Raw genomic sequence first — 22,645 nt, forward strand, 5'->3', positions numbered from 1 at the left:
ATCTCTTTCTTACCCAATATACCGATGATAAAGTGACTTTGCTTCTACTATATCGTTTGTTCCATGGACAAAGACGCGCCCATCTTGAAACATAACTAAACGGTAATCATCTACATAAAAAGAAAGCAGATACGGATTCTGTTCAATTTTATATCCTTTTTCTTTTAATCGTTCACCTAAAGACTGCAGCGGCTGCTTGGCTGATTTGCCCGGACGGATTTGTACCGTGTTTCTTCCGCATAGCACAGCTGTTTTCGTTTGATTTTCATATTGTAAAAAGGGATACGTTTGTTCACTGCCGCATGAGCGGCAAGCAGATTTGCGAAACACGTTCACATTGATGCTCGTATACTCATTTTTCCATACGTCAAACGAAACAAGTTCCCTCCTGAGCGCATTCCAGTCTCCGACTAATATTTTTAACACTTCTGTTACTTGATGAGCGACTACCATTTGGACAGCAGGACTAATAATCCCTACTGTATCACATGTTAACCCTCCAAGCGGTACAGATTCAAGCAGACAGGATAAACACGGTGTTTCACTTGGTATGATAGTATAACTAATTCCATAACTTCCTACACATGCTCCGTAAATCCAAGGAATATCATATTTCTGTGATAAATCATTCATTACAAGGCGTGTGTCAAAATTATCGGTTGCATCAATCATAACATCTACCCCCTCAACAAGCTGTTCTAAAACTTGAGGGGTACCGTCTGCTACGTGCGCTTCTACTTTTACATCGTGATTAATATCGTGAAGCCGTTTTTTAGCGGCAATTGCTTTTGGAATTCTTTTATCAGCATCTTTTTCACTATACAATTGCTGCCGCTGAAGGTTGCTCCACTCTACATAGTCCCGGTCAATGAGCGTTATTTTCTTTACCCCCGCTCGCGCAAGGGCCTCCGCGTTCCCTGTTCCAAGAGCACCTGCTCCTACAATCAGAACATGTTTTTCTTGAATTTGCTGCTGTCCGCCTTTTCCAATAGGTTGAAACAATTCTTGGCGGGAATAACGATTAATCAACCGATACTCATCCCTTCTGTTGGACTGCTTGCCGTTGCATATTGTTTCTTTTCAATACGTCCTGCTTCAAATGCTGCTCGCCCTGCCTCAATCGCTAGCTTCATAGCACGAGCCATTTTCACAGGATCTTTTGCTCCTGAAACAGCTGTATTTAATAACACACCATCTGCTCCTAGCTCCATAGCTTGAGCTGCGTCTGAAGCCGTTCCAATACCTGCATCTACAATTACTGGAACAGTTGATTGTTCAATGATAAAACGCATGTTCAACGGATTAATAATACCTTGACCTGAACCGATAGGCGAAGCTCCTGGCATAATGGCATGTACGCCTAACTCCTCTAAACGACGCGCAAGTAAAACATCATCTGATGTGTAAGGTAAAACGGTAAAGCCCTCTTTTAAAAGTTCTTCACTGGCTTTTAATGTTTCAACTGGATCAGGAAGCAGCGTTTTATCACATCCAATTACTTCTACTTTCACCATGTCACAAAGTCCAGAAGCCTTTGCTAATTTAGCAATACGTACGGCCTCTTCTGCATTTTTTGCTCCAGCAGTGTTAGGCAAAAGAGTGAAACGCTTCACATCAAGCGCTTCTAATAAATTAGGTTGATTTTGATCAAAAATATCCATTCGTCTCACAGCAAATGTTAAAATTTCTGTTTCTGACTCTTCTACCGCTTGACGCTGAGTCGTAAAGTCCGGAAATTTCCCTGTCCCTAATAATAAACGTGAATTAAATGTATATTGTCCAATTTTTAACATACTCTTCATCCTCCTCCGACAAATGAAACAACTTCTAATATATCGCCATCTTTTAAGCATGCATCGCTATGTTCTTCTTTTTGCAAAATGTTCTTGTTTAGCTCAACAATTACCACTCGTTCATGCAGGTTCTGAGCCTGCAACAAGTGCTCGACCGTTTCAATTTCATCTCCAAAAGTAACGGTCTTACCATTAATGATTAGATTCAATGAACTCCCTCCATTACTCTTGTTAGCTGAAATGATGTAAAAAATGAATGATTCGGCTTTTTCCCTAACAAAGCATCAGCCATAATTTTTCCAGTTGCAGCACTTAATAAAATACCGTTTCGGTAGTGGCCAAACGCCATGTGTAGATTCGCTATTTCAAGATGCTCTCCTAAATAAGGCCAGCCATCATTTGTTTGCGGACGAAGACCAGCCCATGCTTTTTCAAATGTGGCTTCTTTAATAGCTGGCAGAAGCGCCGAAGCTTTATTCAGCAAAAATTGAATACCTTGTGCAGAAACCGTCTTGGTAAAGTCATGCTGTAACTTAGTTGCCCCGATTACGATTCTTCCACCAGTCTTAGGCACTAAGTAAAAACCTTCATCTAAAAAAATCGTTTTAGAAAGCAGCGGCTTATGACTTCGAAGAGCAATACACTCCCCTTTTACGGGAAACACGTGACCTAAATGTTCAGAAGAAATAAAGCGTTTAGCCCATGAACCTGCTGCGATAACTACTTTTTCTCCATAAAAAGAGCCTTTGGACGTCTGTACACCTTTTACTGTTTCACTTTCCATAATAAGAGAATGAACGTCACAGTATTCGAATACATCTGCTCCGTGATACAAGGCTCCATGAGCAAGAGCTTGCGTTAACTTAGCCGGAGCTAGCTGGCCGTCTCCCGGTATTGTAATAGCTCCGTATATGTCTGGAGAGAGCCCGGGTTCTAACAAACGCGCTTCTTTTACATCGATCCATCTTACATGTTCATCCCACCGGTGGTGCTGAGCGGCTTTTTTCTTTAATACGTGTGCATCTTCTTCTGTTACAGCAACTTTTAATAAGCCTTTTTGAATGAGCTCTACGTCGATGGCCGTTTTTTCTTTTAGTTCCTTCACCAATTCAGGAAACATGCTTCTGCTCTTAATAGCAAGGTCTAAAAGAGGACCTTCTTCATCAATTTCAGCTTGAGCACCTAAAATACCAGCGGCTGCACTTGAAGCTTCACAACCAATTTGATTGCGTTCAAGAATAGCTACTGACGCTCCTTGTTTTGACAAATGATAAGCGATAGAAGAGCTGATTATACCTCCTCCGATTAACAGTACATCATAATGCTGCTTCATTTTCTCCACCTCCAGATGTCCATATATGAGAATATTGTTTAATCGCTTTGAGGGGATCTTGCGCAAGCATGACACCAGACATCACAGCTATACCGTGTGCTCCTGTTTGAAGCACCTCTTTGGCATTTACAGGTGTAATTCCTCCAATGGCAATAACCGGTATCTGCACAGCATCTACTACTTCTTTTAGTGCTGCTACCCCTCGACTTTTTAATCCTTTTTTTGAATGTGTTGAATAAATATGTCCGTATAGAATGTAGTGAGCACCATCTTTTTCAGCTTCTAAAGCCTCTTCTACAGAGTGAACTGATTTTCCGACAATAAGAGAAGGAAATGCGTCTATAACAACCGAAACGTCTAAACTATGATAGGCAAGCTGTACGCCTTTTGCTTTTAAAGCATGTGCTACATCAACTCGGTCATTCACAATAATTTTAGAGCGACAAAATGGAAAGCTTTCTAGTAAACATTGAATCTGCTTTGCCGTTTTCTCTTTTTCTCTAATATGAACGGCGCCCGCAAAAGGCGCGATAGCCGTTAAAACTTTTTGAAGCTCTTCGATTGGCTGCTTATCTGTTGTAATGACATGAAATTTAGGAATATCCACATGATCGAAACCTTTCTATTCAGAATAAAGAGAAATTTCAATCACCTCATCTTGTGTAGAGGGCTTTATTACATACAAAAAACCACTCTACAACGTAGAGTGGTTAGCATGCATCGTTATGTAAACATGATCGCCACTTCCCTACGCTGGTCCAAACCAGATCAGGTTCAAAGGGTCCGAAATACATTCGTCTCAGCTTCAAAAAGCTCCCCTAGTGATTGCTATTTATTGATTTTGTTTTCGCACTTAAAATTATAACACAACTAGATGTAAATACAATATCTCTTTATGCTCTTACGGCTCTCTTCCTTTTATAGATGTATCTTTTAAGCTTCTTTACTAAGTAAGAGGTCCGGCGCACCGCATCATTCTGCTTTTTATATGATTAGTAATCGGTATAGTCGTCAAATTCTTCCTTGTCTTTTTCCTTTTTCCGATCCCATATAAACAGCAGGAGTAACATAATAAAAGTTAGAATATAAAAACCGTAAAAAATAAATGCCGCCACAACATTTATAAATAAAAATAAAAAACCAATGATCTGACCTGCAACAGCTACAATCAACAAAATGTACTTCCAAACTTCTGCTTTTCTATCCATTCTCTACTTCTCCGTCTTTTTGTTTTTCCCTACTAGAAACGTTCTCTTTACTTAAATAAAAACGTTCCTGCCAGTAAACCGACTGTAAATAAACCAACTGTTCCAAATGCTGAAATCCCCACGTACACCAGCATTTTCCGATAAGATTTTTCTCGAATTAACTGTACGTTTTCCACACTGAACGTTGAAAAAGTGGTAAAGGCACCAAAAAACCCAATGCCAATCATTAAAAATATTGAATCATCATAAGCATGACTCGGAACCTTTCCATAATAACTACCGTAAAAAAGACCAAGCCCAAACGCACCGAGCAAGTTTACAAACAGCATTGATACTGGAAAAGGAGGGTTTGAAACTGTTTTTGTAACTTTTAACCCCAAAAGATAACGGCATATTCCTCCAGCTGCCCCGCCAAGTGCCAAGCTCACTATGCTCATTTACTTCACCTCATGTACTTTCACTAAATTTTTCCCTGCCGCTTCACCGCATAGATAGCCTGCTAAAGCAAGAAGGATTCCACCTACTAAAGAGACCATTACATAAATGGCTCCCCAAAATAAATGGTGCTGAGTGAGAGAAATGACGTCTCCTGCAAACGTTGAATACGTTGTAAAACCGCCGCATACGCCAACTCCTAGTCCAAGCTTTATCCATTCTTTTGGCTTTTTCCACACAAAAAATCCTGTTAATAGGCCTAGTATGAAGCTTCCTAATAGGTTTTCAATTACCGTTCCTATTGGATAGCCCGTATATAGTAAGGAAAGATTCAGCAAATAGCGTGCATATGTACCAGCGATAGCACCAAAGGCAATTGAGATTAAGTTTATGGCTTTCATCATATCGCTCCGTTTCATAAATTCTTCTTTAAGTGTACCATAAGGAATTTATTTCTACCTTAACATTTAACTATATGTTTATTGCACCAAAAGTCATGAAAAAATGAAAGAGAAAATCGTCGCATGAAACTTCCTTTTTACTCCTCGAATCTCCCTTAAAAATCCACTTAATCCAAATTTTAAAATCTTTCTGTATCCTTATGACAAACCGTGTATAGAAGGTATATTTCCCTCATTTTAAGTCACATTAATCGTATAAGTTTTTTTTGTTGACTTTTGCTGTGTTCTTGTTTAGTATCACAGAGTATCATTTCCTATCAGAATACTAGGGGGTTTAGAAAATGAAGAAATTTGCTGCACTTTTGTCGCTACTCTTAGCTTTCACAGTTGTGCTTGCCGCATGCGGTTCTAGCTCAAAAAATGAAGCAAACAATGGAGACAATAAATCTTCACAAGAGGATTTATATAATAAAGTGAAAAAAGATGGCGTATTAACAATTGGAACTGAAGGTACATACCCTCCGTTCACTTTTCATGATGACAAACAAAAGCTAACTGGGTTTGATGTAGAATTGGCTCAAGAAGTAGCTAAACGTCTTGGCGTAAAAGCTGAGTTCAAAGAAACACAGTGGGATGGCATGTTTGCCGGATTAGATGCTAAACGCTTTGACATGATTGCTAACGAAGTGGGTATTCGTGAAGATCGTCAAAAGAAATACGATTTCTCTGATCCATACATCCAGTCAGGCGCTGTATTAATTGTTCGTAAAGACGAAAAAGATATCAAATCATTTAAAGATTTAAAAGGAAAAAAATCAGCGCAGTCATTAACAAGTAACTACAAAGACATGGCTCAATCTTATGGTGCAAACATTACGAGTGCTGAAGGTTTTGCTCAAGCAGTAGAACTAATGAGCGCAAACCGTGTTGATGCTACAATCAACGATAAATTATCGTTCCTTGACTATAAGAAAAAGCACCCTAACGCACCTATCAAAATCGCGGATGAAAAATCCGATGGTGCTGCAAGCGGCTTTATGTTTAGAAAAGACAGCGGTAAGTTAGTGGATGAAGTAAACAAAGCATTGAAAGATATGAAAAAAGACGGAACATACGCAAAGATTTCTAAGAAATGGTTTGGCGAAGATGTTTCTCCTAAATAATATTTTTCCTGATGGAGAGCGATTGAATCAATTGATTTCAATCGCTCAATCATCTCTCTTGCCAATGCTAAAGGGAGCTATTCAATATTCTATTCCACTAACATTAATCACGTTTGTACTCGGTATCATTTTAGCTGTCTTAACAGCCTTGGCTCGTTTATCATCTATAAAAGTTTTAAATATAATTGCGCGCATCTATGTATCGATTATTCGAGGTACACCGCTGCTTGTGCAATTATTTATTATTTTCTACGGCTTACCCAATTTAGATATAACAATTGACCCATTTATCTCTGCTGTTATTGGATTTTCATTAAGTGTAGGTGCGTATGCATCTGAAATTATCCGAGCAGCGATTCAATCTATTCCTAAAGGACAGTGGGAAGCTGGTTACTCACTTGGTATGACCTATTCCCAAGCGTTAAGACGGATTATTTTACCGCAAGCAGCACGTGTATCGATTCCGCCATTATCTAACTCTTTTATTAGCCTTATTAAAGATACGTCACTTGCATCGCTTATTCTTGTTTCTGAGATGTTCCGTAAAGCTCAAGAAATTGCTTCGACTAACTATGAATTTTTACTTCTTTATAGTGAAGCAGCGCTCTTGTACTGGATTATGTGTACAATCTTATCCATTATTCAAGGACGCATTGAAATAAGACTAGATCGTTACGTATCTAAATAACCGTTTCGAGTAGCTAAAGGAGTTTTTTATATGATTAATATCAAAAATTTGCATAAATCATTCGGTGATTTGCAAGTATTAAAAGGGATTGATTTAGAAGTTGAACAGGGCAAGGTAATTGTATTAATCGGTCCTTCTGGATCGGGTAAAACTACTTTTTTACGTTGCTTAAACCTTTTAGAAATCCCAACAGACGGCACGATTGAACTTGATAAAAAAAGCATGAATTTCACCAAGCCTGTTCGTAAAAAAGACATTACTTCATTTCGAAGTCTAACAGGTATGGTCTTTCAAAACTATAACTTGTTTCCTCATAAAAGTGCGCTTGAAAATGTTATGGAAGGGCCTGTAATTGTAAAAGGTGTTTCCACTCAAGAAGCAGAAAAAAGAGGGAAAGAATTATTAACACGAGTTGGCTTAGGAGATAAGCTCGACTTTTATCCTTTCCAGCTGTCTGGCGGACAACAACAGCGTGTTGGCATCGCCAGAGCAATGGCGATGGACCCAAAAGTTATGCTGTTTGATGAGCCTACTTCAGCTCTTGATCCTGAGCTTGTAGGAGACGTTCTTCAAGCGATGAAAGACTTGGCAAAAGAAGGAATGACGATGGTGGTGGTAACTCATGAAATGCGCTTTGCCCGTGAAGTAGCAGATGAAGTTATCTTTATGGACCAAGGCGTCATTATGGAAAGAGGTACACCGGATCAAATATTTTCAAATCCTCAACAAGAGCGTACACGTCAATTTTTAAATATGATTCATTAAAAAGGTTGCACATTTTCACGTGCAACCTTTTTCTTTATTTGGCTACTGCTTTTTTCATTAAATCTGTAATGTACGTAAAGAATGATTCAGCTGTGACATCATATACGACATCTACAGGTCGCCCTTCTTCAGAAATTTCTGTTCTTCCTTGGCTTGGTGTTTCTGTATGCACAATACTCGAAACGGTTTTCACCTTCACAAGCGTTGAATTCCCTGTAAATGCTGTTGTGAGCACATCCCACAAATAATATGTTGAATTGGTTTCAACGTGCACAAGCGGCGGACAAGCCGCGTAGCACTGCCCTACAAAGTCTACTCCTTCATATCTTCGAAGTGAAGCCCACATTTGACGAATAGCCGGCGTTAATGGAACTTGATTTGTGCTTTCTAAAGCAACCATCTCAATTTTAATGCTGCTTTCCCATACTTTTGCTACTGCTTCTGGATCCCAAAAAGCATTCCATTCTGCCGTTCCATCATGTTCAGGCTCCTGCACATTTCCTACTTCTTGAAATGTACCTCCCATCCACACTAACTTGTCAATTTTCTCTTCTATTTCCGGCGCTTTTTCAAGCGCTCTTGCTAAATCTGTTAACGGTCCTGTAAATAATAAAGTCGTTTTTCCGGCTGTGTGCTGCAATGTTTCAATTAAATGATCATGAGCAGGCAGCTGACTTATTTTTGTTTGTACTTCCCCTTTTTCATTTAAAATCGGCAGTGCATCTACATAGAACGTATGCATGCGCCATTCTTTTGGAAATGGGTTCATACCGCGTGAAGTAGATTTAGCGACCTCGATATCATAACTTCCAAAACGATCAATAATTTTTTGGCTTGCGCTGATACCTGGCTCTAGATATCCGTCAGCGGGAATGACAGATACTCCCGTTATTTTTACATCATCCATTTGCAGCAGTAAAAAAAGCGATACTAAATCATCGATGCCTGCATCATGGTTAAAATATATGTTTGTGCTCATTTCCCTTCTCCCCTTTTCTATGTATTGCTACCTAATAGCTATACCGCTATTTTATAATGAAATGACCTCTTTCGTAATCAAAGTATTAGGAACTTCTTTTACTATTTTCTATAATGGGTATAGAAATAAGGTAATCTATGTATAGATATATACATCTCAGTATAGAAAGGAGAAATAAAATGGAGCAATCATTTTCAGCATTAGTGGTAGATAAAACAGGTGAAGAACAAGTGGAGGCCTCTGTCCAAGAACTGACACTAAACGATTTGCCAGAAGGCGATGTACTTATTCGCGTTCATTATTCAGGAGTGAATTATAAAGATAGCTTAGCCAGCATCGCAAACGGCAATATTGTGACAAGCTACCCATTTGTCCCAGGAATCGACCTAGCAGGCGTCGTTGTATCTTCTGACAGCCCTGATTTTAAAGAAGGTGATCATGTCATCGCAACAAGCTATGACATTGGCGTATCGCACTTTGGAGGCTACAGTGAGTATGCGCGCGTACGCAGCGAATGGGTTGTTCCTCTTCCTGAAAATTTAACGTTAAAAGAAGCAATGATTATCGGAACAGCTGGCTTTACAGCTGCTTTATCTGTGCATCGCTTAGAGGAAAACCATACTAGTCCAGCTAATGGCTCCGTGCTTGTAACAGGCGCTACGGGAGGTGTAGGAAGCTTTGCGATTGCCATTCTTTCAAAATTAGGCTACACAGTGGAAGCAAGTACGGGGAAAAGCTCGGAAGCAGCTTATTTGAAAAAGCTTGGCGCTTCCTCTATTGTAGCGCGTGAAGACGTTTTTAACGGCAAATTAAAAGCATTAGGCAAGCAAAAATGGGCCGCTGCGGTGGATCCTGTGGGCGGAGAGCCTCTAGCTTCTGTTCTCAGTCAAATTCAGTACGGAGGCTCTGTAGCTGTCAGCGGGCTAACAGCTGGAGGCAAACTGCCAACAACCGTCTTTCCCTTCATTTTAAGAGGGATTAATTTATTAGGTATCGATTCTGTTTACTGTCCAATGCCTACTCGAAAAGAGATTTGGAATAGACTCGCTAATGACTTTAAGCCTGAAAGCTTCGAACCTTTCATTCAGCAGGAAATTTCACTACAACAGCTCCCTAAGGTACTTCCGACTTTATTAAAAGGACAAGCTCGGGGACGAACAATTGTGAAGCTATAAAAAAACGGAGAAACCTAGGTTTCTCCGTTTTTTTACGAACAGAAGCATGTTATTATGCATCTATTTTTGCTATTAAATCCGTCACTAATTCTTTCATGGTCACATCAGCTAAGACTTGTTCCATGGCATCTTGAGAACGTTTTAAAATCAATTCAAGGACACTTTGAATATTGGCTCCTACAGGACACTCCACATTCGGATTTTCATGCATTTGAAACAATTCTCCTTCTTCCACTGCCGCCACCGCTCGATAAACGTCTAACAACGTTATCTCCTCTAGATCTTTCAATAGATAAGCTCCGCCAGCTCCGGCTTTTACACCCACGAGTCCAGCTTTCTTTAACATCCCAATTACTCGTCTTATAACAACAGGATTTGTATTTACACTGCTAGCAATCCACTCTGAAGTACTAGGATGACTGCTATCTACTTTAATTAAAGATAGTATGTGAACGGCCACGGTGAATCGACTGCTAATTTTCATTGCTCTCACTCCTATTTTGTTGTAATCATTATAGTTACAACATTTATGAAAGTCAAGCATGCTTTTTTAGGAAAGAATGTCCTCTTCTACCGCCTCATAAAAGCGCAGCGTTTTCTTGATTTCCATAGCTTCAGCACATGCTTTCGTTTTCTTTTTATTCGCTTCTTTATGTTCGTTCACATGTTCTTCTCTTGAGATCCACGCTTGAAAGAAATGCTTGTCTTCCCACTTGGATACAAAGACATATTCAACTTTATCTGCGGAATCTTTTTTCCAGCATTCGAACGATAAATTTCCTTTGGCTGCCTCAATTTCTATTTTGTTTTTCTTAGCTTTTTGCTTGAGCTGTTCTTCAAATTTCTTTTCTGTTTCAAAAGTTGCGTTTACAACAAACATCTTATCTTCCTTTCTAAATGAAAGTAATTCTCATTCGATTATTGCATAGTAATTTTATTTTTTCAATTTATATGGATAAGTTACAGAAGCCCAAAAAGACCGCTGTTTAAGCGGTCTTCTTTTTACAAATGTTTTCTATGCACTGTTTTTCCATCATACGTAAAGGCGATTGGCTTGCCTTCCATTATCGTTTCTAAATGAACGGGGCGGCCCCAAAGCTGATGAACGTACGGTACCACTTTTTCTAAGTATTTGACATCTAATTCAATTCCTTCATACCAGTGTTTTAAATAGAGCTCTCCATTTTTTAAATAGTCTCCATTGGTTACTGTGATATAAGGAAATCCGCCGTTTACGCGCATATTAACAAGCTGATCTCTAACTTCTGTCCACTCTTTGTCGACGATTTTATAGTCTTTTCCTTGTTTTTGGAATAAGTACATATCCTCCCGCATGACTAAATCTTTTGTTAAGTAATTGCGAATAAAGGAAATATCTGATTCAACCTCACGTACCTCAAACATCTTCTCTCTTCCTGATCCCGGCTCCACGCCCCGGCGAATCATATCTTCTGTTGGATTATTGTAGCGTTCTTCAATGTCTTCAAAGATTTTTAAACCTAAATAATATGGATTGATTCCCGTCTTAGACGGCTGCACAACCCCTGCATTTAGCTTGGCGAATTCTATCGCTTCATCACTCGTTAAGTCCATTTCTCGAATAATGCGCTGATGCCAGAAAGAAGCCCAGCCTTCATTCATAATTTTTGTTTCAAGCTGCGGCCAGAAATAAAGCATTTCTTCTCGCATCATCGTTAAAATATCTCGCTGCCAATCCTCTAAATAAGGGCTGTATTCTTCGATAAATAATAAGATGTCTTTTTCAGGCTGAGGCGGAAATTTTTTAAAAGACTTTGGAGGTTTTGGTTTTTTCTTTTCTTTATAATCCAAATTCCATAAATCATCGTAAGGAGAAATGATTTCTTCTTCCGATGATTCTACATCATCTATGCTCCAAGAAAGCTTGGCACGCATAAGGGACGGATCAATATGTTCCTGAATCGATAGAACAGCATCCAAAAATTTTTCTACTTCACGCTTACCGTGCTTTACTTCGTATTCTTTAATTCGATCAGCGGTCGCTGCCATACTTTCTACCATATCCCGTTTAGTGTTGGCAAAACGGCTGTTATTTTTAAAGAAGTCACAGTGGGCTAACACGTGAGCTACAATTAATTTATTCTGAATAAGCGCATTGGAATCCAATAAAAATGCATAACAAGGATCTGAATTGATAACTAATTCATAAATTTTACTCAATCCAAGATCGTAGTGTAATTTCATTTTGTAAAATTGTTTTCCAAAGCTCCAATGTGAAAAACGAGTTGGCATCCCATATGCACCAAACGTATAAATAATATCTGCCGGGCAAATTTCATAGCGCATCGGATAAAAATCTAAGCCGAAACCGCTAGCTATTTCCGTAATTTCATCAATCGCACGGTATAATTGCTTATAATCTGCTTCTTTCACGACAGCTCCCCCTTTCACTCCTTACTTCAATCTATGTACAAACATGTCAATTCATGTGTTTTCATCAAAAAGAAGCTTTATTTTTTCAAGAAAAGGGGATTTTTATTTAGTTGTCTTAAATAATGGATGTAATATAACTGTTATACTGCTTCATTATTTGCCTTTCTTATCATTTATCCGGTCCTGTACGTTTATTCTTCTTGCATAATGACTACAACCTCTTTTAATTATGCACTGGTCTTTTGCCCAACATTTACAGCGTAAGAATTCCCGCAAATATCATACACTAATTTCAACTCCTCAAAAGGAGGAACGTTATTAATGGATGTAATTGATTATGATCGAGCTTTATATTACACACACCGTTCACAATGGGATAACTTATTAATTTTAATGGTTCGAACAGACGACGATTTTCTTTCAAAAAAGATTGAACATTTTTTGCACGCCTACAATTTTGAACGAAACTACCGCATCATTCAAGAAGAGCTCTATTCTTTACTACGCTACATTGATCATGCAACGGAATATTCGGAGCACAACCCGGAGCTTCTGGAAGAATCATTGTACTAGTATTTTTGATACACACACTTGGACAAAGAAGGGATGAATTCCCTTCTTTATTTTTTTATCTTGCACTAAAAATATGCATACTTTATTTCAAAAAACGTCGAAAAATATATGTAAACATATTTATTTTTATCGTTGACATAAAAGCGGATTCGACGTACAATCTTCAGTACATACGCTAAGATATTTCAGTACATACTGGGAGGAACATATATGAGTACTAAAAGGTTTCGCACATTAGATTTAACATTAGCCGGTATGTTTGCAGCTCTTATGGCTATTGGTGCAAACATTACTTCTTGGGCACCTTTTTTACAAGTAGGCGGCGTGCCTCTTTCACTTCAGCCTTTTTTTGTTATATTAGCAGGACTTTTACTGGGGAGCCGAATGGGTTCTATTTCGATGATTGTATATGTACTAATTGGCATTGCCGGCGCTCCGGTATTTGCTCAATTTAAAGCAGGAATTGGTATTTTATTTGGAAGCACCGGCGGCTTTTTGCTTTCTTATATTGTCGCTGCATTTATCACAGGAAAAATTATGGAAATGCGCGGCAAGCCAACTTTTTCTATCTTTTTAATTTCATCTTTAGTTGGTATTGCCGTTATTTATTTAATTGGTACTACGTATATGTATGTAGCGGTTAATTATTGGCTTGAAGCTCCTGCAATGACATATGCAGCCGCTTGGAAGATTATGTCGTGGTTTGCGGTAAAGGATCTTATTTTTACTGTTCTTGGCGCTATGCTTGCTCCGAGAATTTATAAAGCCCTACGATCTTCTTCGTATTTGTCAAATACGCAATCAAATAAAGTATCATAAAAGAAGCCTGCTCAAGTTTGAGCAGGCTTTACTTTTATACCGTTTTCACTTTGTCTAATACACGTTCTACTTCACCCATTACAGCTGTTTGTACAGCTTCTAAATGGGCAATGCTCGTCGCTTCATCTTCTGACACGACGCCAAAATAGAACTTCACCTTTGGCTCTGTACCAGACGGACGAAGGCAGAACCAAGAACCGTCTTCTAAGATATATTTTAATACATTTGATTTTGGTAATGTAATCTCTTCTACTTTTCCTGCTTTAATATGCTGGCGCTCACTTAATGTATAATCCTCTACAACCGAAACATTTAATCCTGCAATGTCAGTAGGAGGCTCATTTCTAAATGTAGCTAAAATATGCTGAATTTGCTCAGACCCTTCTTTTCCTTTAAGCGTTAAAGATTTCAGACCTTCACGATAGAAACCATATTTAGTAAACACTTGCTGAAGCGCTTCATACATCGTCATGCCCTGCTTTTTATAATAAGCACAAGCTTCTACTGCTAGAATAGCTGCTTGTACAGCGTCTTTGTCACGAGCAAAGTCACCAATTAAATAGCCGTAGCTTTCTTCATAACCAAATTGGAATGTATACTCGCCCGTTTGCTCATATTGCTTAATTTTTTCACCGATAAATTTAAAACCTGTTAGAGTGTCAACAACTTGCAGTCCAAATGAACGAGCAATTTGTGCGCCGATTTCTGACGTTACAATCGTTTTTAACACAACGCCATTAGCAGGCAGTACGCCTTTTTCTTTCTTTTGAGAAAGCAAATAGTGAAGCAATAAAGCACCCGTTTGGTTTCCTGTTAATAACGCATATTCGCCGCTTGGGTCTTTGACAGCAATTCCTAAACGATCTGCATCTGGATCCGTTGCGATTAAGATATCTGCATCAATTTCTTTTCCTTTACGAACAGCATATTCAAATGCAGCCGGCTCTTCAGGATTCGGAGATTTAACCGTCGAGAAATTCGGATCAGGAAGTTCTTGTTCTTCAATAACCGTGACATTTTCGTAACCGATGGATTGAAGCGCGTTGCGCACTGGCTTATTAGCTGTACCATGTAGAGGTGTAAAAACTACCTTTAAGTCTTTACCTGTTTCAGAAGCTAGCTCTGGATTAATTAAAATCGTTTTTAGTTTCTCATTGTATGCTTCGTCAATCGCTGAACCAATCATTTCAATAAGACCTTTTTCTTTTAACTCCGCTTCAGATTGAACAGCTAATGTAAGTTCATTTTCCACAGCATTTACAAAGCCAACTAGTTCATCAGCTTCTTTTGGCGGCAGCTGACCACCGTCTGGACCATATACTTTGTATCCGTTATATTCAGGAGGATTGTGGCTCGCTGTAATAACAATACCTCCAAATGCGTTTAACTCACGTACTGCAAATGAAAGTTCAGGTGTTGGTCTTAGCTCTTCAAATACATACGTTTTAATTCCGTGACTTGCTAATGTTTTTGCTGCTTCCATCGCAAATTCAGGCGATTTGTGGCGAGAATCATACGCAATGACTACGCCTTGCTTGATCGCTTCTTCGCCAGCTTGTTTAATGTACTCAGCAAAGCCTTCGGAAGCTTTTCGGATTGTATACGTATTCATACGGTTTGTACCCGCTCCAATTTCCCCGCGCATTCCGCCTGTTCCGAATTCCAACGTTTTGTAAAAACTATCTTCTAATTGTTTTTCATCACCTTTGATTGCATCCAAATTTTGACGTAATTCAGGATCTAAATTTGGATAATTAATCCAAGATGTATACGTTTCTTCCCAACTCATAAAAAAAAGCCTCCTTATATAAATGTAAATATGTATGAAAAGAGAAAAACGAGTAATCGTCTTTCTCTTTTTTAACAGTCATATTATATTTCTTCGTCAAAATTTGACTTCCTGCTATTATATTATGGCTGCATTGACAAATTTTGAGGTGCTTTTTTATTTTATCATGAAATACCTGTCATACGGTTAACTTTTTCATCTACTGGTACAACTGCATCATGAAGGTGCTGTTCTAATTCATCCGTATAAGCTTTTGTTTGCTCAGGCGTCCACTTTAAATCTTCGGCCATATGAGCAATCACTTGTTTTTTCCAGCTTCTTACCCAGTTGATATCAAAGAATAAAGCGCCCGTACGTCGAATGAAGAAGTCCACTGGTTTTGAAACCATTTCTTCTTCTATGCCATATTGAATTTGCAAAAATACACTAGCTGGAAGGTCGCTGTTTTTTAGCTGATCCGGACGTTCAATCATGTAGCGGTATACTTTATCTACGTTTGAGCCATAGCGTTTCACAAGCTTTTCAGCAGCGTCACGTGATAACCCGAGTTTGATGCCTTCTTTAACTTTTTGCTCTACAAACGTCGGGAACCCGCCTGAACCTCCTACATTACCTCCAGAAATCGGTAAATGTTTAGTTTGACAGCTTTCAAATTCGCGTCCTTCTGCTTTAAAATCTTCGGCTACGCGATTTACAACAATTTCAGCCATTTTACGGTACCCAGTTAATTTCCCTCCAGCGATTGTAATTAAACCTGATTCTGATGTCCAGATTTCATCTTTACGCGAAATTTCAGAAGGATCTTTTCCTTGTTCGTGAATAAGTGGACGAACACCCGCCCAGCTTGATTCTACGTCGTCTACTGTAATATCAACCGTTGGGAACATATAGTTAACCGCATCAATAACATATTGACGGTCTTTTACAGTCATACGCGGATGTCTAGCGTCTTCTTTATAGACCGTGTCTGTTGTGCCTACGTATGTTTTTCCATCACGCGGAATCGCAAATACCATACGTCCATCAGGTGTATCAAAGTAAATAGCTTGTTTTAACGGAAAGCGCTCTTGATCAATAACTAAGTGAATTCCTTTTGTTAATTGAAGCTGCTTGCCTTTTTTTGAATTATCTTTTTCACGCAGCGTGTCCACCCATGGACCTGCAGCGTTGACGATTTTTTTTGCATAGATATTATATTCTTTATTCGTAAGCTGATCACGAACAACAGCCCCTACTACTTTTCCTTTATCGTAGATGAAGTTTTCCACTTTTGTGTAATTGACTAAGTCTGCTCCTCTTGCGGCAGCTTCTTTAGCTACTTCAATCGTTAAACGTGCATCATCTGTTTTATATTCAACGTAGTAACCGCCGCCTTTTAAATCTTTAGATTTCACTAATGGCTCGCGGCTAAGCGTTTCTTCTGCGCTAAACATTTTGCGGCGTTCTGAGCGTTTTACACCAGCTAAGAAATCATAAACGCGCAGTCCAATTGAAGTTGAGAATTTACCGAATGTTCCACCTGTATGGAAAGGTAACAGCATCCACTCGGGAGTCGTTACATGAGGGCCATTTTCATATACGATGGCACGTTCTTTACCAACTTCGGCTACCATTTTAACTTCAAACTGTTTTAAATATCGTAGACCGCCGTGAACAAGCTTCGTTGAACGACTAGATGTTCCTGCTGCGAAATCCTGCATTTCAACTAATGCCGTTTTCATGCCTCGATGAGTCGCATCAAGTGCAATACCTGACCCAGTAATTCCCCCACCAATTACTAGTAAATCATATTGATTTTGTGTCATGTCTATTAATTTATTCGAACGTGTTTGACTTGAAAACATACGTCATTCCCCTTTCAATTTTTAAAGATATCAAAATTTTCCAATATACAAAAAAGAGAGACCACAAATCACATATATAGTATGTCTACATATGGATCTGTGGTCTCTCCGATTCTCCAACCAATTTATTAACTTGATTAAATTATATCATACATACGCTTTTAATTAAAGGGTTTTCATCAAATAATTACTTAAAAGCCATTGTTGCATGTACAGCTTTTTTCCAGCCGCTATATAATTCTTCACGCTTTTCTTCTTCCATATTTGGTTCGAAAGATTTTTCCATATTCCACTGCTTCGCAATTTCATCGCAATCTTTCCAGTAGCCAACCGCCAGACCCGCTAAATATGCTGCCCCAAGAGCTGTTGTTTCATTCACTTGAGGACGCTCAACCGGAACGTCTAACACATCACTTTGGAACTGCATTAAGAAATTATTCTTAACTGCTCCTCCGTCTACACGCAATGTTTTTAATGTAATTCCAGAGTCCGCTTCCATTGCGCTTAATACATCTCTTGTTTGATAAGCTAGTGATTCAAGCGTTGCACGGATAAAGTGTTCTTTTTTTGTACCGCGAGTCAATCCAAACATCGCCCCTCGTACATCGCTATCCCAATAAGGTGTTCCAAGTCCTACAAAAGCTGGCACAATATATACGCCGTCTGTAGACTCTACTCGCGTTGCATAGTTTTCAGTTTCAGCCGCATTTTTAAACATTCTTAAACCGTCGCGAAGCCACTGAATAGCAGATCCTGCTACAAAAATACTGCCTTCAAGCGCATATTCTACTTTGCCGTTAATCCCCCATGCTAATGTAGTTAACAAACCGTGATCGGACTTAACTGCTTTTTCACCCGTATTCATGAGCATGAAGCAACCTGTTCCATACGTGTTCTTCGCCATTCCTTTTTCATAGCACGCCTGTCCAAATAAAGCGGCTTGCTGATCTCCTGCTGCTCCCGCAATTGGAATACTCTGACCGAAGAAGTGATAATCTACTGTATGAGCGTATACTTCAGAAGAAGGCTTTACTTCTGGAAGCATGGATTTCGGTACTCCTAAAATATCTAGCAGTTCATCATCCCATTTTAAATCGTAGATATTGAACATAAGCGTGCGGGATGCGTTTGAGTAATCCGTTACATGCGCCTTTCCGCCTGACAGCTTCCAAATTAACCATGTATCAATTGTTCCGAATAACAATTCACCGTTTTCTGCTTTTTCACGTGCACCTTCTACGTTATCTAAAATCCACTTCACTTTTGTTCCAGAGAAGTATGCATCAATTAATAATCCCGTTTTGTCGCGGAACGTATCATTTAATCCTTTTGCTTTTAATTCTTCACAAATACCAGACGTTTGTCGAGACTGCCATACAATTGCGTTGTACACCGGCTTTCCTGTTGCTTTTTCCCATACTACTGCTGTTTCACGCTGATTGGTAATTCCAATCCCTTCGATTTGATCAGCATGAACACCTGACTCAGATAGACAAGATGCGATAACTGCTAGGATAGAACCCCAAATTTCACTAGCATTATGCTCTACCCAACCTGGTTTTGGGAAGTACTGCGTAAACTCTTTTTGAGCTACATGTACAACTTCACCTTTTTTATTAAATAACATTGCTCGTGAGCTTGTTGTTCCTTGGTCTAAAGATAAAATAAACTTTTCCATATCAATATCCCCTATTCTCTGTATAGTGTCGTTTCTTTATTGTACATAGTTAGATGGTAAAGCGCATTCATTTTTTCGGTACTACTGCTGATTGAATCTGTGCTGCCTTTTGTTTAGAAACAGCGTAGATAACTGCTAAAACCATCAGGGCTAGACTTAAAACAACCCATAAGCTGCTTGACATTTTATTTAAAAATGCCGCTTGGTAAAATACTGCCCCGATTGATCCGCCTACTAAAGGACCCACTACTGGCACCCAAGCATATTTCCAGTTCGAGCTGCCTTTGCCAGGTATCGGCAAGATAGCATGAGCAATACGAGGTCCTAAATCACGAGCCGGGTTGATGGCATAGCCTGTTGTTCCTCCTAATGATAAACCAATACTTACAATTAAAAATCCTACTACTAAAGGATTTAATCCATCTGTAAATTTATTTGCTCCAATTGCTAGGATTCCTACTACTAATACAAACGTTCCAATTGCCTCACTTAAAACGTTTGCAAATGGGTTAGCAATTGCTGGCCCCGTTGCGAATACACCTAATTTTGTACCCGCATCTTTTGTTTCTTTCCAGTGTGGAAGATAGTGTAAATATACAACTGTTGCACCAAGAATGGCTCCAATAAACTGAGCTAAAATGTACATTGGTACTTGTGACCACGGAAAATCCCCTGTAATAGCAAGCGCTACGGTTAACGCTGGATTTAAGTGTGCCCCACTCATATTACCAACCGCATATGCTGCCATTGCTACTGCCATTCCCCATCCCATTGTGATAACGATCCATCCTGAATTAGCAGCAAACGATTTTTTTAAATTGACGCCCGCACATACACCAGCGCCAAGGATAATTAAAATCATTGTTCCAATTATTTCTCCTAAGAATGCTTGCATATAAATAACCTCCCCTTTGTATGAAAACGATTAAAATAACAAGAAAATAAGAAAATCCACAATACATCCCCCTAATAAAATCATTAAAAGGCTATACCGTGGATCTCCTATTCTCCCTCACATCTATTAACTTATCTAGAAGTTTACTAGATGATGAAAGCGTTGTCAAACAGTTTTTTTAAGTTGAAATACTCCACAGTTCTCTATTTGATGTTGTAACAGCAGAAGCCCCGGCTCCTAAAGCATTTCGAACTTCTTTTTCGGTTCGTATTAAACCTCCAGCTAATACTGGAATGCCTGTTTCAGCTTTGACTTCTTGGATTAAAGTGGGCACTATTCCAGGAAGAAGCTCAATATAATCGGGTTTTACTTTCTTCATTAACTCGTAGCTTTTCTTCAAAGCCGTGCTATCTAATAAAAAGACCCGTTGAATGGCATAGATCCCTCTTTGTTTAGCTTTTAAAATGACGTTTGTTCTTGTCGAAATAATCCCCGCAGGCTTAAACTCCTGACACAAAAAATCAACCGCATACTCATCGTGCTTTAACCCATGAATTAAATCTAAATGAATAATTAGCTTCTTTTCATGCTTATGGACCTCTTTCATAATTCCTTTTAGCATGCCCACTTGATTGTCTAAAAGAACTCCGTACTCATAATTACTTGCTAAAAATTTTTCCAATTGCTTCATATCTCGAACAGCGGGTAATACCGATTGTCCATGAAAACTCATTTTTCCCCCTCTTTTCCATGGTTAGTCCACAAAATTCATTGTAATAGTTTTATTATGGCAAAAGTTGAAATAAAAAACACCATGCATTTGCATGATGTTTTTAGAAACTGCTTTATTTTTTATATTTAATATTGTAAACATCGTGGCGTCGGTCTTTTAATTGACGAACCGTTCCTGATTGACGCTGGCGGCGAAGAATTTCTAAATCTACGTCTCCAATAACTACCATTTCAATATTAGGATTACATTCTCCTACAATGCCGTCTCGTGCAAATTCAAAGTCAGAAGGTGCAAAAATAGCAGACTGAGCGTACTGAATGTCCATGTTTTCTGTTTCAGGCAGGTTTCCAACTGTACCTGCGATAACCGTATAAATTTGGTTTTCGATTGCGCGCGCCTGAGAGCAGTATCTTACGCGCAGATAGCCTTGACGGTCTTCCGTACAGAATGGTGTAAAAATAATATTTGCACCTTTATCGGTAGCAATACGGGCAAGCTCCGGAAATTCGATGTCATAGCAAATTTGGATCGCAATTTTACCGCAATCTGTATCAAATACTTCAACTTTGTCTCCTGGGCTAATTCCCCACCATTTTCTTTCATTAGGTGTAATATGCACTTTATACTGCTTTTCAATTGTTCCATCTCGGCGGAATAGATAGGCAATATTAAAAATATCTCCATTATCTTCTTCAACGAAGTGGGATCCTCCAATAATATTTACGTTATATTTAACCGCTAAGTTAGTGAATAGCTCAATGTACTCTTCCGTATATTCTGCTACGCGCTGAACCGCTTTGCTTGGAATCTTTTCATTCAAGAAAGACATTAGCTGAGTTGTGAAAATTTCCGGGAATACGCAGAAGTCGGCTTTTGCATCATAAGCAACATCTGTATAATATTCTACCTGTGTTGCAAACTCTTCAAATGAATTGATCTGTTTCATCATATACTGAACAACACAAATACGCACTGGGAATGACGTTTTAAAATGGCGTTTTGAACGGCGAACGTAATCTACGTTGTTCCATTCCATCAGCGTTGCATACTTATTAGAAGCTAGATCATCAGGAAGATAACCAGGGTTTATACGCATAAGCGTAAATCCGTTCATTAGCTGAAAAGATAGGACTGGATCATAAATTTTATGATGAATAACTTGCTCTACATATTCTCTAGGCGACATTTCAGCTGAATGCTTATGGTAATTAGGAATTCTTCCTCCGATAATGATACTTTTCAGGTTCAATTCACGTGCTAAATCTTTACGCGCTTCATACAAGCGGCGTCCTATTTTCATGCCGCGATACTTTGGATGAACCATTACTTCAATTCCATACAGATTGTAGCCTTCCGGGTTATGATTTGTAATGTATCCTTCGTCTGTAATATCGTCCCACGTATGCTGATCATCGTACTCATCAAAGTTCACAATCAAGCTTGAACAAGATCCGATAATTTCCCCGTCGTACTCTGCACATATTTGTCCTTCTGGAAAAATGGCCAGATGACTTTCAAGCTGTTCTTTTTTCCACGGATCCATTCCGGGGAATGATAGCTTTTGAAGTGCTAAAATTTCATCTATATCGTCCGGTTTGATGTTACGAATAATCATTTTTTTCTCGAATTTTGATAAATCTATTGTAGACATACGTTAAAACAACCCTTTCTCTCTCTTCATTAGGCAATTAGTTTCCCTGTTTTTTATTATAATAAACATTATTAAAAATTCAAAAAATGAGGTTGAGATATAACGAAATAAATCCAGTCGAAAGACGAACAAATGGATGCATTAGCTTGTGACACTGCAGTTGATTTCCGCAGGCGGCCGATGAGCCTCCTCGTCGCGTACGCTCCTGCGGGGTTTCATCCCTTCCGCTTTTCCCGCAGGAGCCTTCGCCTTGCCCTCCCATCAACTGCTAGAAGGAACAAAACAGATGAAACCCGCGTTCACCACAATAA

At 39.0% G+C, this 22,645-nt stretch carries 25 protein-coding genes and 1 riboswitch; of the genes, 6 read left to right on the top strand and 19 right to left on the bottom strand.

The genetic code is table 11. The features are described from left to right. Nucleotides 1-9 precede the first annotated feature (9 nt). From POF52_RS24480 to POF52_RS24515, 8 genes are all read right to left on the bottom strand, one after another. Nucleotides 10-1,029, bottom strand: a complete 1,020-nt coding sequence (locus POF52_RS24480; protein ID WP_013055284.1) for a thiazole biosynthesis adenylyltransferase ThiF — start codon at nucleotides 1,027-1,029, stop codon at nucleotides 10-12. Then, nucleotides 1,026-1,793: a thiazole synthase gene (locus tag POF52_RS24485; protein WP_013055283.1), complete on the bottom strand. Its 768-nt coding sequence runs from the start codon at nucleotides 1,791-1,793 to the stop codon at nucleotides 1,026-1,028. Before POF52_RS24485 ends, POF52_RS24480 begins: the two co-directional genes overlap by 4 nt. Before the next feature lie 5 nt (nucleotides 1,794-1,798). Then, nucleotides 1,799-2,002 carry a sulfur carrier protein ThiS gene (thiS, locus tag POF52_RS24490; protein WP_013055282.1) on the bottom strand — a complete coding sequence of 68 codons (204 nt, stop codon included), beginning with the start codon at nucleotides 2,000-2,002 and terminating at the stop codon, nucleotides 1,799-1,801. Continuing rightward, on the bottom strand, nucleotides 1,999-3,126 hold the full coding sequence (thiO, locus tag POF52_RS24495; RefSeq protein ID WP_176585701.1) for a glycine oxidase ThiO: 1,128 nt from the start codon (nucleotides 3,124-3,126) through the stop codon (nucleotides 1,999-2,001). The genes thiS and thiO overlap by 4 nt, the downstream gene beginning before the upstream one ends. Next, nucleotides 3,110-3,733, bottom strand: a complete 624-nt coding sequence (locus POF52_RS24500; protein ID WP_176585700.1) for a thiamine phosphate synthase — start codon at nucleotides 3,731-3,733, stop codon at nucleotides 3,110-3,112. The genes thiO and POF52_RS24500 overlap by 17 nt, the downstream gene beginning before the upstream one ends. Nucleotides 3,734-3,854: 121 nt before the next feature. Next, nucleotides 3,855-3,956: riboswitch (TPP riboswitch) on the bottom strand. A 162-nt stretch (nucleotides 3,957-4,118) separates the two neighbouring features. Continuing rightward, entirely contained in the window at nucleotides 4,119-4,334 is a 216-nt protein-coding gene (locus tag POF52_RS24505) for a hypothetical protein (RefSeq protein ID WP_013055279.1), read from the bottom strand. Nucleotides 4,335-4,381: 47 nt separating this feature from the next. After that, on the bottom strand, nucleotides 4,382-4,771 hold the full coding sequence (gene crcB, locus POF52_RS24510) for a fluoride efflux transporter CrcB (RefSeq protein ID WP_271995709.1): 390 nt from the start codon (nucleotides 4,769-4,771) through the stop codon (nucleotides 4,382-4,384). Beyond that, on the bottom strand, nucleotides 4,772-5,170 hold the full coding sequence (locus POF52_RS24515) for a fluoride efflux transporter FluC (protein ID WP_043981698.1): 399 nt from the start codon (nucleotides 5,168-5,170) through the stop codon (nucleotides 4,772-4,774). Between the two features lie 341 nt (nucleotides 5,171-5,511). Here POF52_RS24515 and POF52_RS24520 point away from each other — a divergent pair, with 341 nt between their 5' ends. The 3 genes from POF52_RS24520 to POF52_RS24530 are packed head-to-tail and all read left to right on the top strand — an operon-like array spanning nucleotide 5,512 to nucleotide 7,786. Next, a complete protein-coding gene (locus POF52_RS24520) occupies nucleotides 5,512-6,333 on the top strand; it encodes an amino acid ABC transporter substrate-binding protein (protein WP_013081647.1) in 822 nt (273 codons plus the stop codon). Then, complete coding sequence (locus tag POF52_RS24525) at nucleotides 6,317-7,021, top strand: amino acid ABC transporter permease (protein WP_016762949.1); 705 nt, start codon at nucleotides 6,317-6,319, stop codon at nucleotides 7,019-7,021. Before POF52_RS24520 ends, POF52_RS24525 begins: the two co-directional genes overlap by 17 nt. Nucleotides 7,022-7,051: 30 nt before the next feature. After that, nucleotides 7,052-7,786, top strand: a complete 735-nt coding sequence (locus POF52_RS24530; RefSeq protein ID WP_013081645.1) for an amino acid ABC transporter ATP-binding protein — start codon at nucleotides 7,052-7,054, stop codon at nucleotides 7,784-7,786. Between the two features lie 34 nt (nucleotides 7,787-7,820). Here POF52_RS24530 and POF52_RS24535 read toward each other — a convergent pair whose 3' ends face one another. Then, the gene (locus POF52_RS24535) at nucleotides 7,821-8,765 is read right to left on the bottom strand and encodes a nucleoside hydrolase (protein WP_271995715.1); all 945 of its coding nucleotides are present in this window, start codon (nucleotides 8,763-8,765) and stop codon (nucleotides 7,821-7,823) included. 179 nt (nucleotides 8,766-8,944) lie between these two features. Here POF52_RS24535 and POF52_RS24540 point away from each other — a divergent pair, with 179 nt between their 5' ends. Further along, on the top strand, nucleotides 8,945-9,940 hold the full coding sequence (locus POF52_RS24540) for an NADPH:quinone oxidoreductase family protein (RefSeq protein WP_271995717.1): 996 nt from the start codon (nucleotides 8,945-8,947) through the stop codon (nucleotides 9,938-9,940). A 52-nt stretch (nucleotides 9,941-9,992) separates the two neighbouring features. Here the strand turns inward: POF52_RS24540 and POF52_RS24545 are convergent, their stop codons facing one another. The 3 genes from POF52_RS24545 to POF52_RS24555 form a co-directional block, all read right to left on the bottom strand. Further along, complete coding sequence (locus POF52_RS24545) at nucleotides 9,993-10,424, bottom strand: Rrf2 family transcriptional regulator (RefSeq protein ID WP_013081642.1); 432 nt, start codon at nucleotides 10,422-10,424, stop codon at nucleotides 9,993-9,995. Nucleotides 10,425-10,490: 66 nt separating this feature from the next. Next, a complete protein-coding gene (locus POF52_RS24550) occupies nucleotides 10,491-10,820 on the bottom strand; it encodes an antibiotic biosynthesis monooxygenase family protein (protein WP_176585695.1) in 330 nt (109 codons plus the stop codon). 122 nt (nucleotides 10,821-10,942) lie between these two features. Continuing rightward, nucleotides 10,943-12,352, bottom strand: coding sequence for a SpoVR family protein (locus POF52_RS24555; protein ID WP_013081640.1), 1,410 nt, complete (start codon nucleotides 12,350-12,352; stop codon nucleotides 10,943-10,945). Nucleotides 12,353-12,673: 321 nt separating this feature from the next. Here POF52_RS24555 and POF52_RS24560 point away from each other — a divergent pair, with 321 nt between their 5' ends. Further along, entirely contained in the window at nucleotides 12,674-12,925 is a 252-nt protein-coding gene (locus tag POF52_RS24560; protein WP_013055267.1) for a YhdB family protein, read from the top strand. Between the two features lie 210 nt (nucleotides 12,926-13,135). Continuing rightward, nucleotides 13,136-13,744 (top strand): biotin transporter BioY, encoded by a 609-nt coding sequence (locus tag POF52_RS24565; protein WP_013055266.1) that lies wholly within the window; start codon nucleotides 13,136-13,138, stop codon nucleotides 13,742-13,744. A 34-nt stretch (nucleotides 13,745-13,778) separates the two neighbouring features. On the opposite strand, the gene POF52_RS24570 is transcribed toward POF52_RS24565, so the two are convergent. From POF52_RS24570 to POF52_RS24600, 7 genes are all read right to left on the bottom strand, one after another. Then, the gene (locus POF52_RS24570) at nucleotides 13,779-15,533 is read right to left on the bottom strand and encodes a phospho-sugar mutase (RefSeq protein ID WP_271995726.1); all 1,755 of its coding nucleotides are present in this window, start codon (nucleotides 15,531-15,533) and stop codon (nucleotides 13,779-13,781) included. A 164-nt stretch (nucleotides 15,534-15,697) separates the two neighbouring features. Then, entirely contained in the window at nucleotides 15,698-17,377 is a 1,680-nt protein-coding gene (locus POF52_RS24575; RefSeq protein WP_271995729.1) for a glycerol-3-phosphate dehydrogenase/oxidase, read from the bottom strand. Between the two features lie 187 nt (nucleotides 17,378-17,564). Continuing rightward, on the bottom strand, nucleotides 17,565-19,055 hold the full coding sequence (gene glpK / locus POF52_RS24580; protein ID WP_074682923.1) for a glycerol kinase GlpK: 1,491 nt from the start codon (nucleotides 19,053-19,055) through the stop codon (nucleotides 17,565-17,567). 67 nt (nucleotides 19,056-19,122) lie between these two features. After that, the gene (locus tag POF52_RS24585) at nucleotides 19,123-19,950 is read right to left on the bottom strand and encodes an MIP/aquaporin family protein (protein ID WP_271995735.1); all 828 of its coding nucleotides are present in this window, start codon (nucleotides 19,948-19,950) and stop codon (nucleotides 19,123-19,125) included. A 178-nt stretch (nucleotides 19,951-20,128) separates the two neighbouring features. Then, on the bottom strand, nucleotides 20,129-20,683 hold the full coding sequence (locus POF52_RS24590) for a glycerol-3-phosphate responsive antiterminator (RefSeq protein ID WP_025752996.1): 555 nt from the start codon (nucleotides 20,681-20,683) through the stop codon (nucleotides 20,129-20,131). Nucleotides 20,684-20,795: 112 nt separating this feature from the next. Next, nucleotides 20,796-22,334 carry a carbon-nitrogen hydrolase family protein gene (locus POF52_RS24595; protein ID WP_013055260.1) on the bottom strand — a complete coding sequence of 513 codons (1,539 nt, stop codon included), beginning with the start codon at nucleotides 22,332-22,334 and terminating at the stop codon, nucleotides 20,796-20,798. A gap of 79 nt (nucleotides 22,335-22,413) precedes the next feature. After that, a complete protein-coding gene (locus tag POF52_RS24600) occupies nucleotides 22,414-22,596 on the bottom strand; it encodes a hypothetical protein (protein ID WP_271995740.1) in 183 nt (60 codons plus the stop codon). Nucleotides 22,597-22,645 lie beyond the last annotated feature (49 nt).

Origin of the sequence: Priestia sp. AB (assembly GCF_028369225.1) — a bacterium.
In the GTDB taxonomy this organism is placed as follows: domain Bacteria; phylum Bacillota; class Bacilli; order Bacillales; family Bacillaceae_H; genus Priestia; species Priestia megaterium.

Excerpts from the sequence above, each read along its gene's own strand:
- POF52_RS24485 (WP_013055283.1), bottom strand. The coding sequence starts at position 1,793 with ATGTTAAAAATTGGACAATATACATTTAATTCACGTTTATTATTAGGG.
- thiO (WP_176585701.1), bottom strand. The coding sequence starts at position 3,126 with ATGAAGCAGCATTATGATGTACTGTTAATCGGAGGAGGTATAATCAGC.
- POF52_RS24505 (WP_013055279.1), bottom strand. The coding sequence starts at position 4,334 with ATGGATAGAAAAGCAGAAGTTTGGAAGTACATTTTGTTGATTGTAGCT.
- crcB (WP_271995709.1), bottom strand. The coding sequence starts at position 4,771 with ATGAGCATAGTGAGCTTGGCACTTGGCGGGGCAGCTGGAGGAATATGC.
- POF52_RS24515 (WP_043981698.1), bottom strand. The coding sequence starts at position 5,170 with ATGAAAGCCATAAACTTAATCTCAATTGCCTTTGGTGCTATCGCTGGT.
- POF52_RS24520 (WP_013081647.1), top strand. The coding sequence starts at position 5,512 with ATGAAGAAATTTGCTGCACTTTTGTCGCTACTCTTAGCTTTCACAGTT.
- POF52_RS24525 (WP_016762949.1), top strand. The coding sequence starts at position 6,317 with ATGTTTCTCCTAAATAATATTTTTCCTGATGGAGAGCGATTGAATCAA.
- POF52_RS24530 (WP_013081645.1), top strand. The coding sequence starts at position 7,052 with ATGATTAATATCAAAAATTTGCATAAATCATTCGGTGATTTGCAAGTA.
- POF52_RS24535 (WP_271995715.1), bottom strand. The coding sequence starts at position 8,765 with ATGAGCACAAACATATATTTTAACCATGATGCAGGCATCGATGATTTA.
- POF52_RS24540 (WP_271995717.1), top strand. The coding sequence starts at position 8,945 with ATGGAGCAATCATTTTCAGCATTAGTGGTAGATAAAACAGGTGAAGAA.
- POF52_RS24545 (WP_013081642.1), bottom strand. The coding sequence starts at position 10,424 with ATGAAAATTAGCAGTCGATTCACCGTGGCCGTTCACATACTATCTTTA.
- POF52_RS24550 (WP_176585695.1), bottom strand. The coding sequence starts at position 10,820 with ATGTTTGTTGTAAACGCAACTTTTGAAACAGAAAAGAAATTTGAAGAA.
- POF52_RS24560 (WP_013055267.1), top strand. The coding sequence starts at position 12,674 with ATGGATGTAATTGATTATGATCGAGCTTTATATTACACACACCGTTCA.
- POF52_RS24565 (WP_013055266.1), top strand. The coding sequence starts at position 13,136 with ATGAGTACTAAAAGGTTTCGCACATTAGATTTAACATTAGCCGGTATG.
- POF52_RS24570 (WP_271995726.1), bottom strand. The coding sequence starts at position 15,533 with ATGAGTTGGGAAGAAACGTATACATCTTGGATTAATTATCCAAATTTA.
- POF52_RS24575 (WP_271995729.1), bottom strand. The coding sequence starts at position 17,377 with ATGTTTTCAAGTCAAACACGTTCGAATAAATTAATAGACATGACACAA.
- glpK (WP_074682923.1), bottom strand. The coding sequence starts at position 19,055 with ATGGAAAAGTTTATTTTATCTTTAGACCAAGGAACAACAAGCTCACGA.
- POF52_RS24585 (WP_271995735.1), bottom strand. The coding sequence starts at position 19,950 with ATGCAAGCATTCTTAGGAGAAATAATTGGAACAATGATTTTAATTATC.
- POF52_RS24590 (WP_025752996.1), bottom strand. The coding sequence starts at position 20,683 with ATGAGTTTTCATGGACAATCGGTATTACCCGCTGTTCGAGATATGAAG.
- POF52_RS24595 (WP_013055260.1), bottom strand. The coding sequence starts at position 22,334 with ATGTCTACAATAGATTTATCAAAATTCGAGAAAAAAATGATTATTCGT.
- POF52_RS24600 (WP_271995740.1), bottom strand. The coding sequence starts at position 22,596 with ATGGGAGGGCAAGGCGAAGGCTCCTGCGGGAAAAGCGGAAGGGATGAA.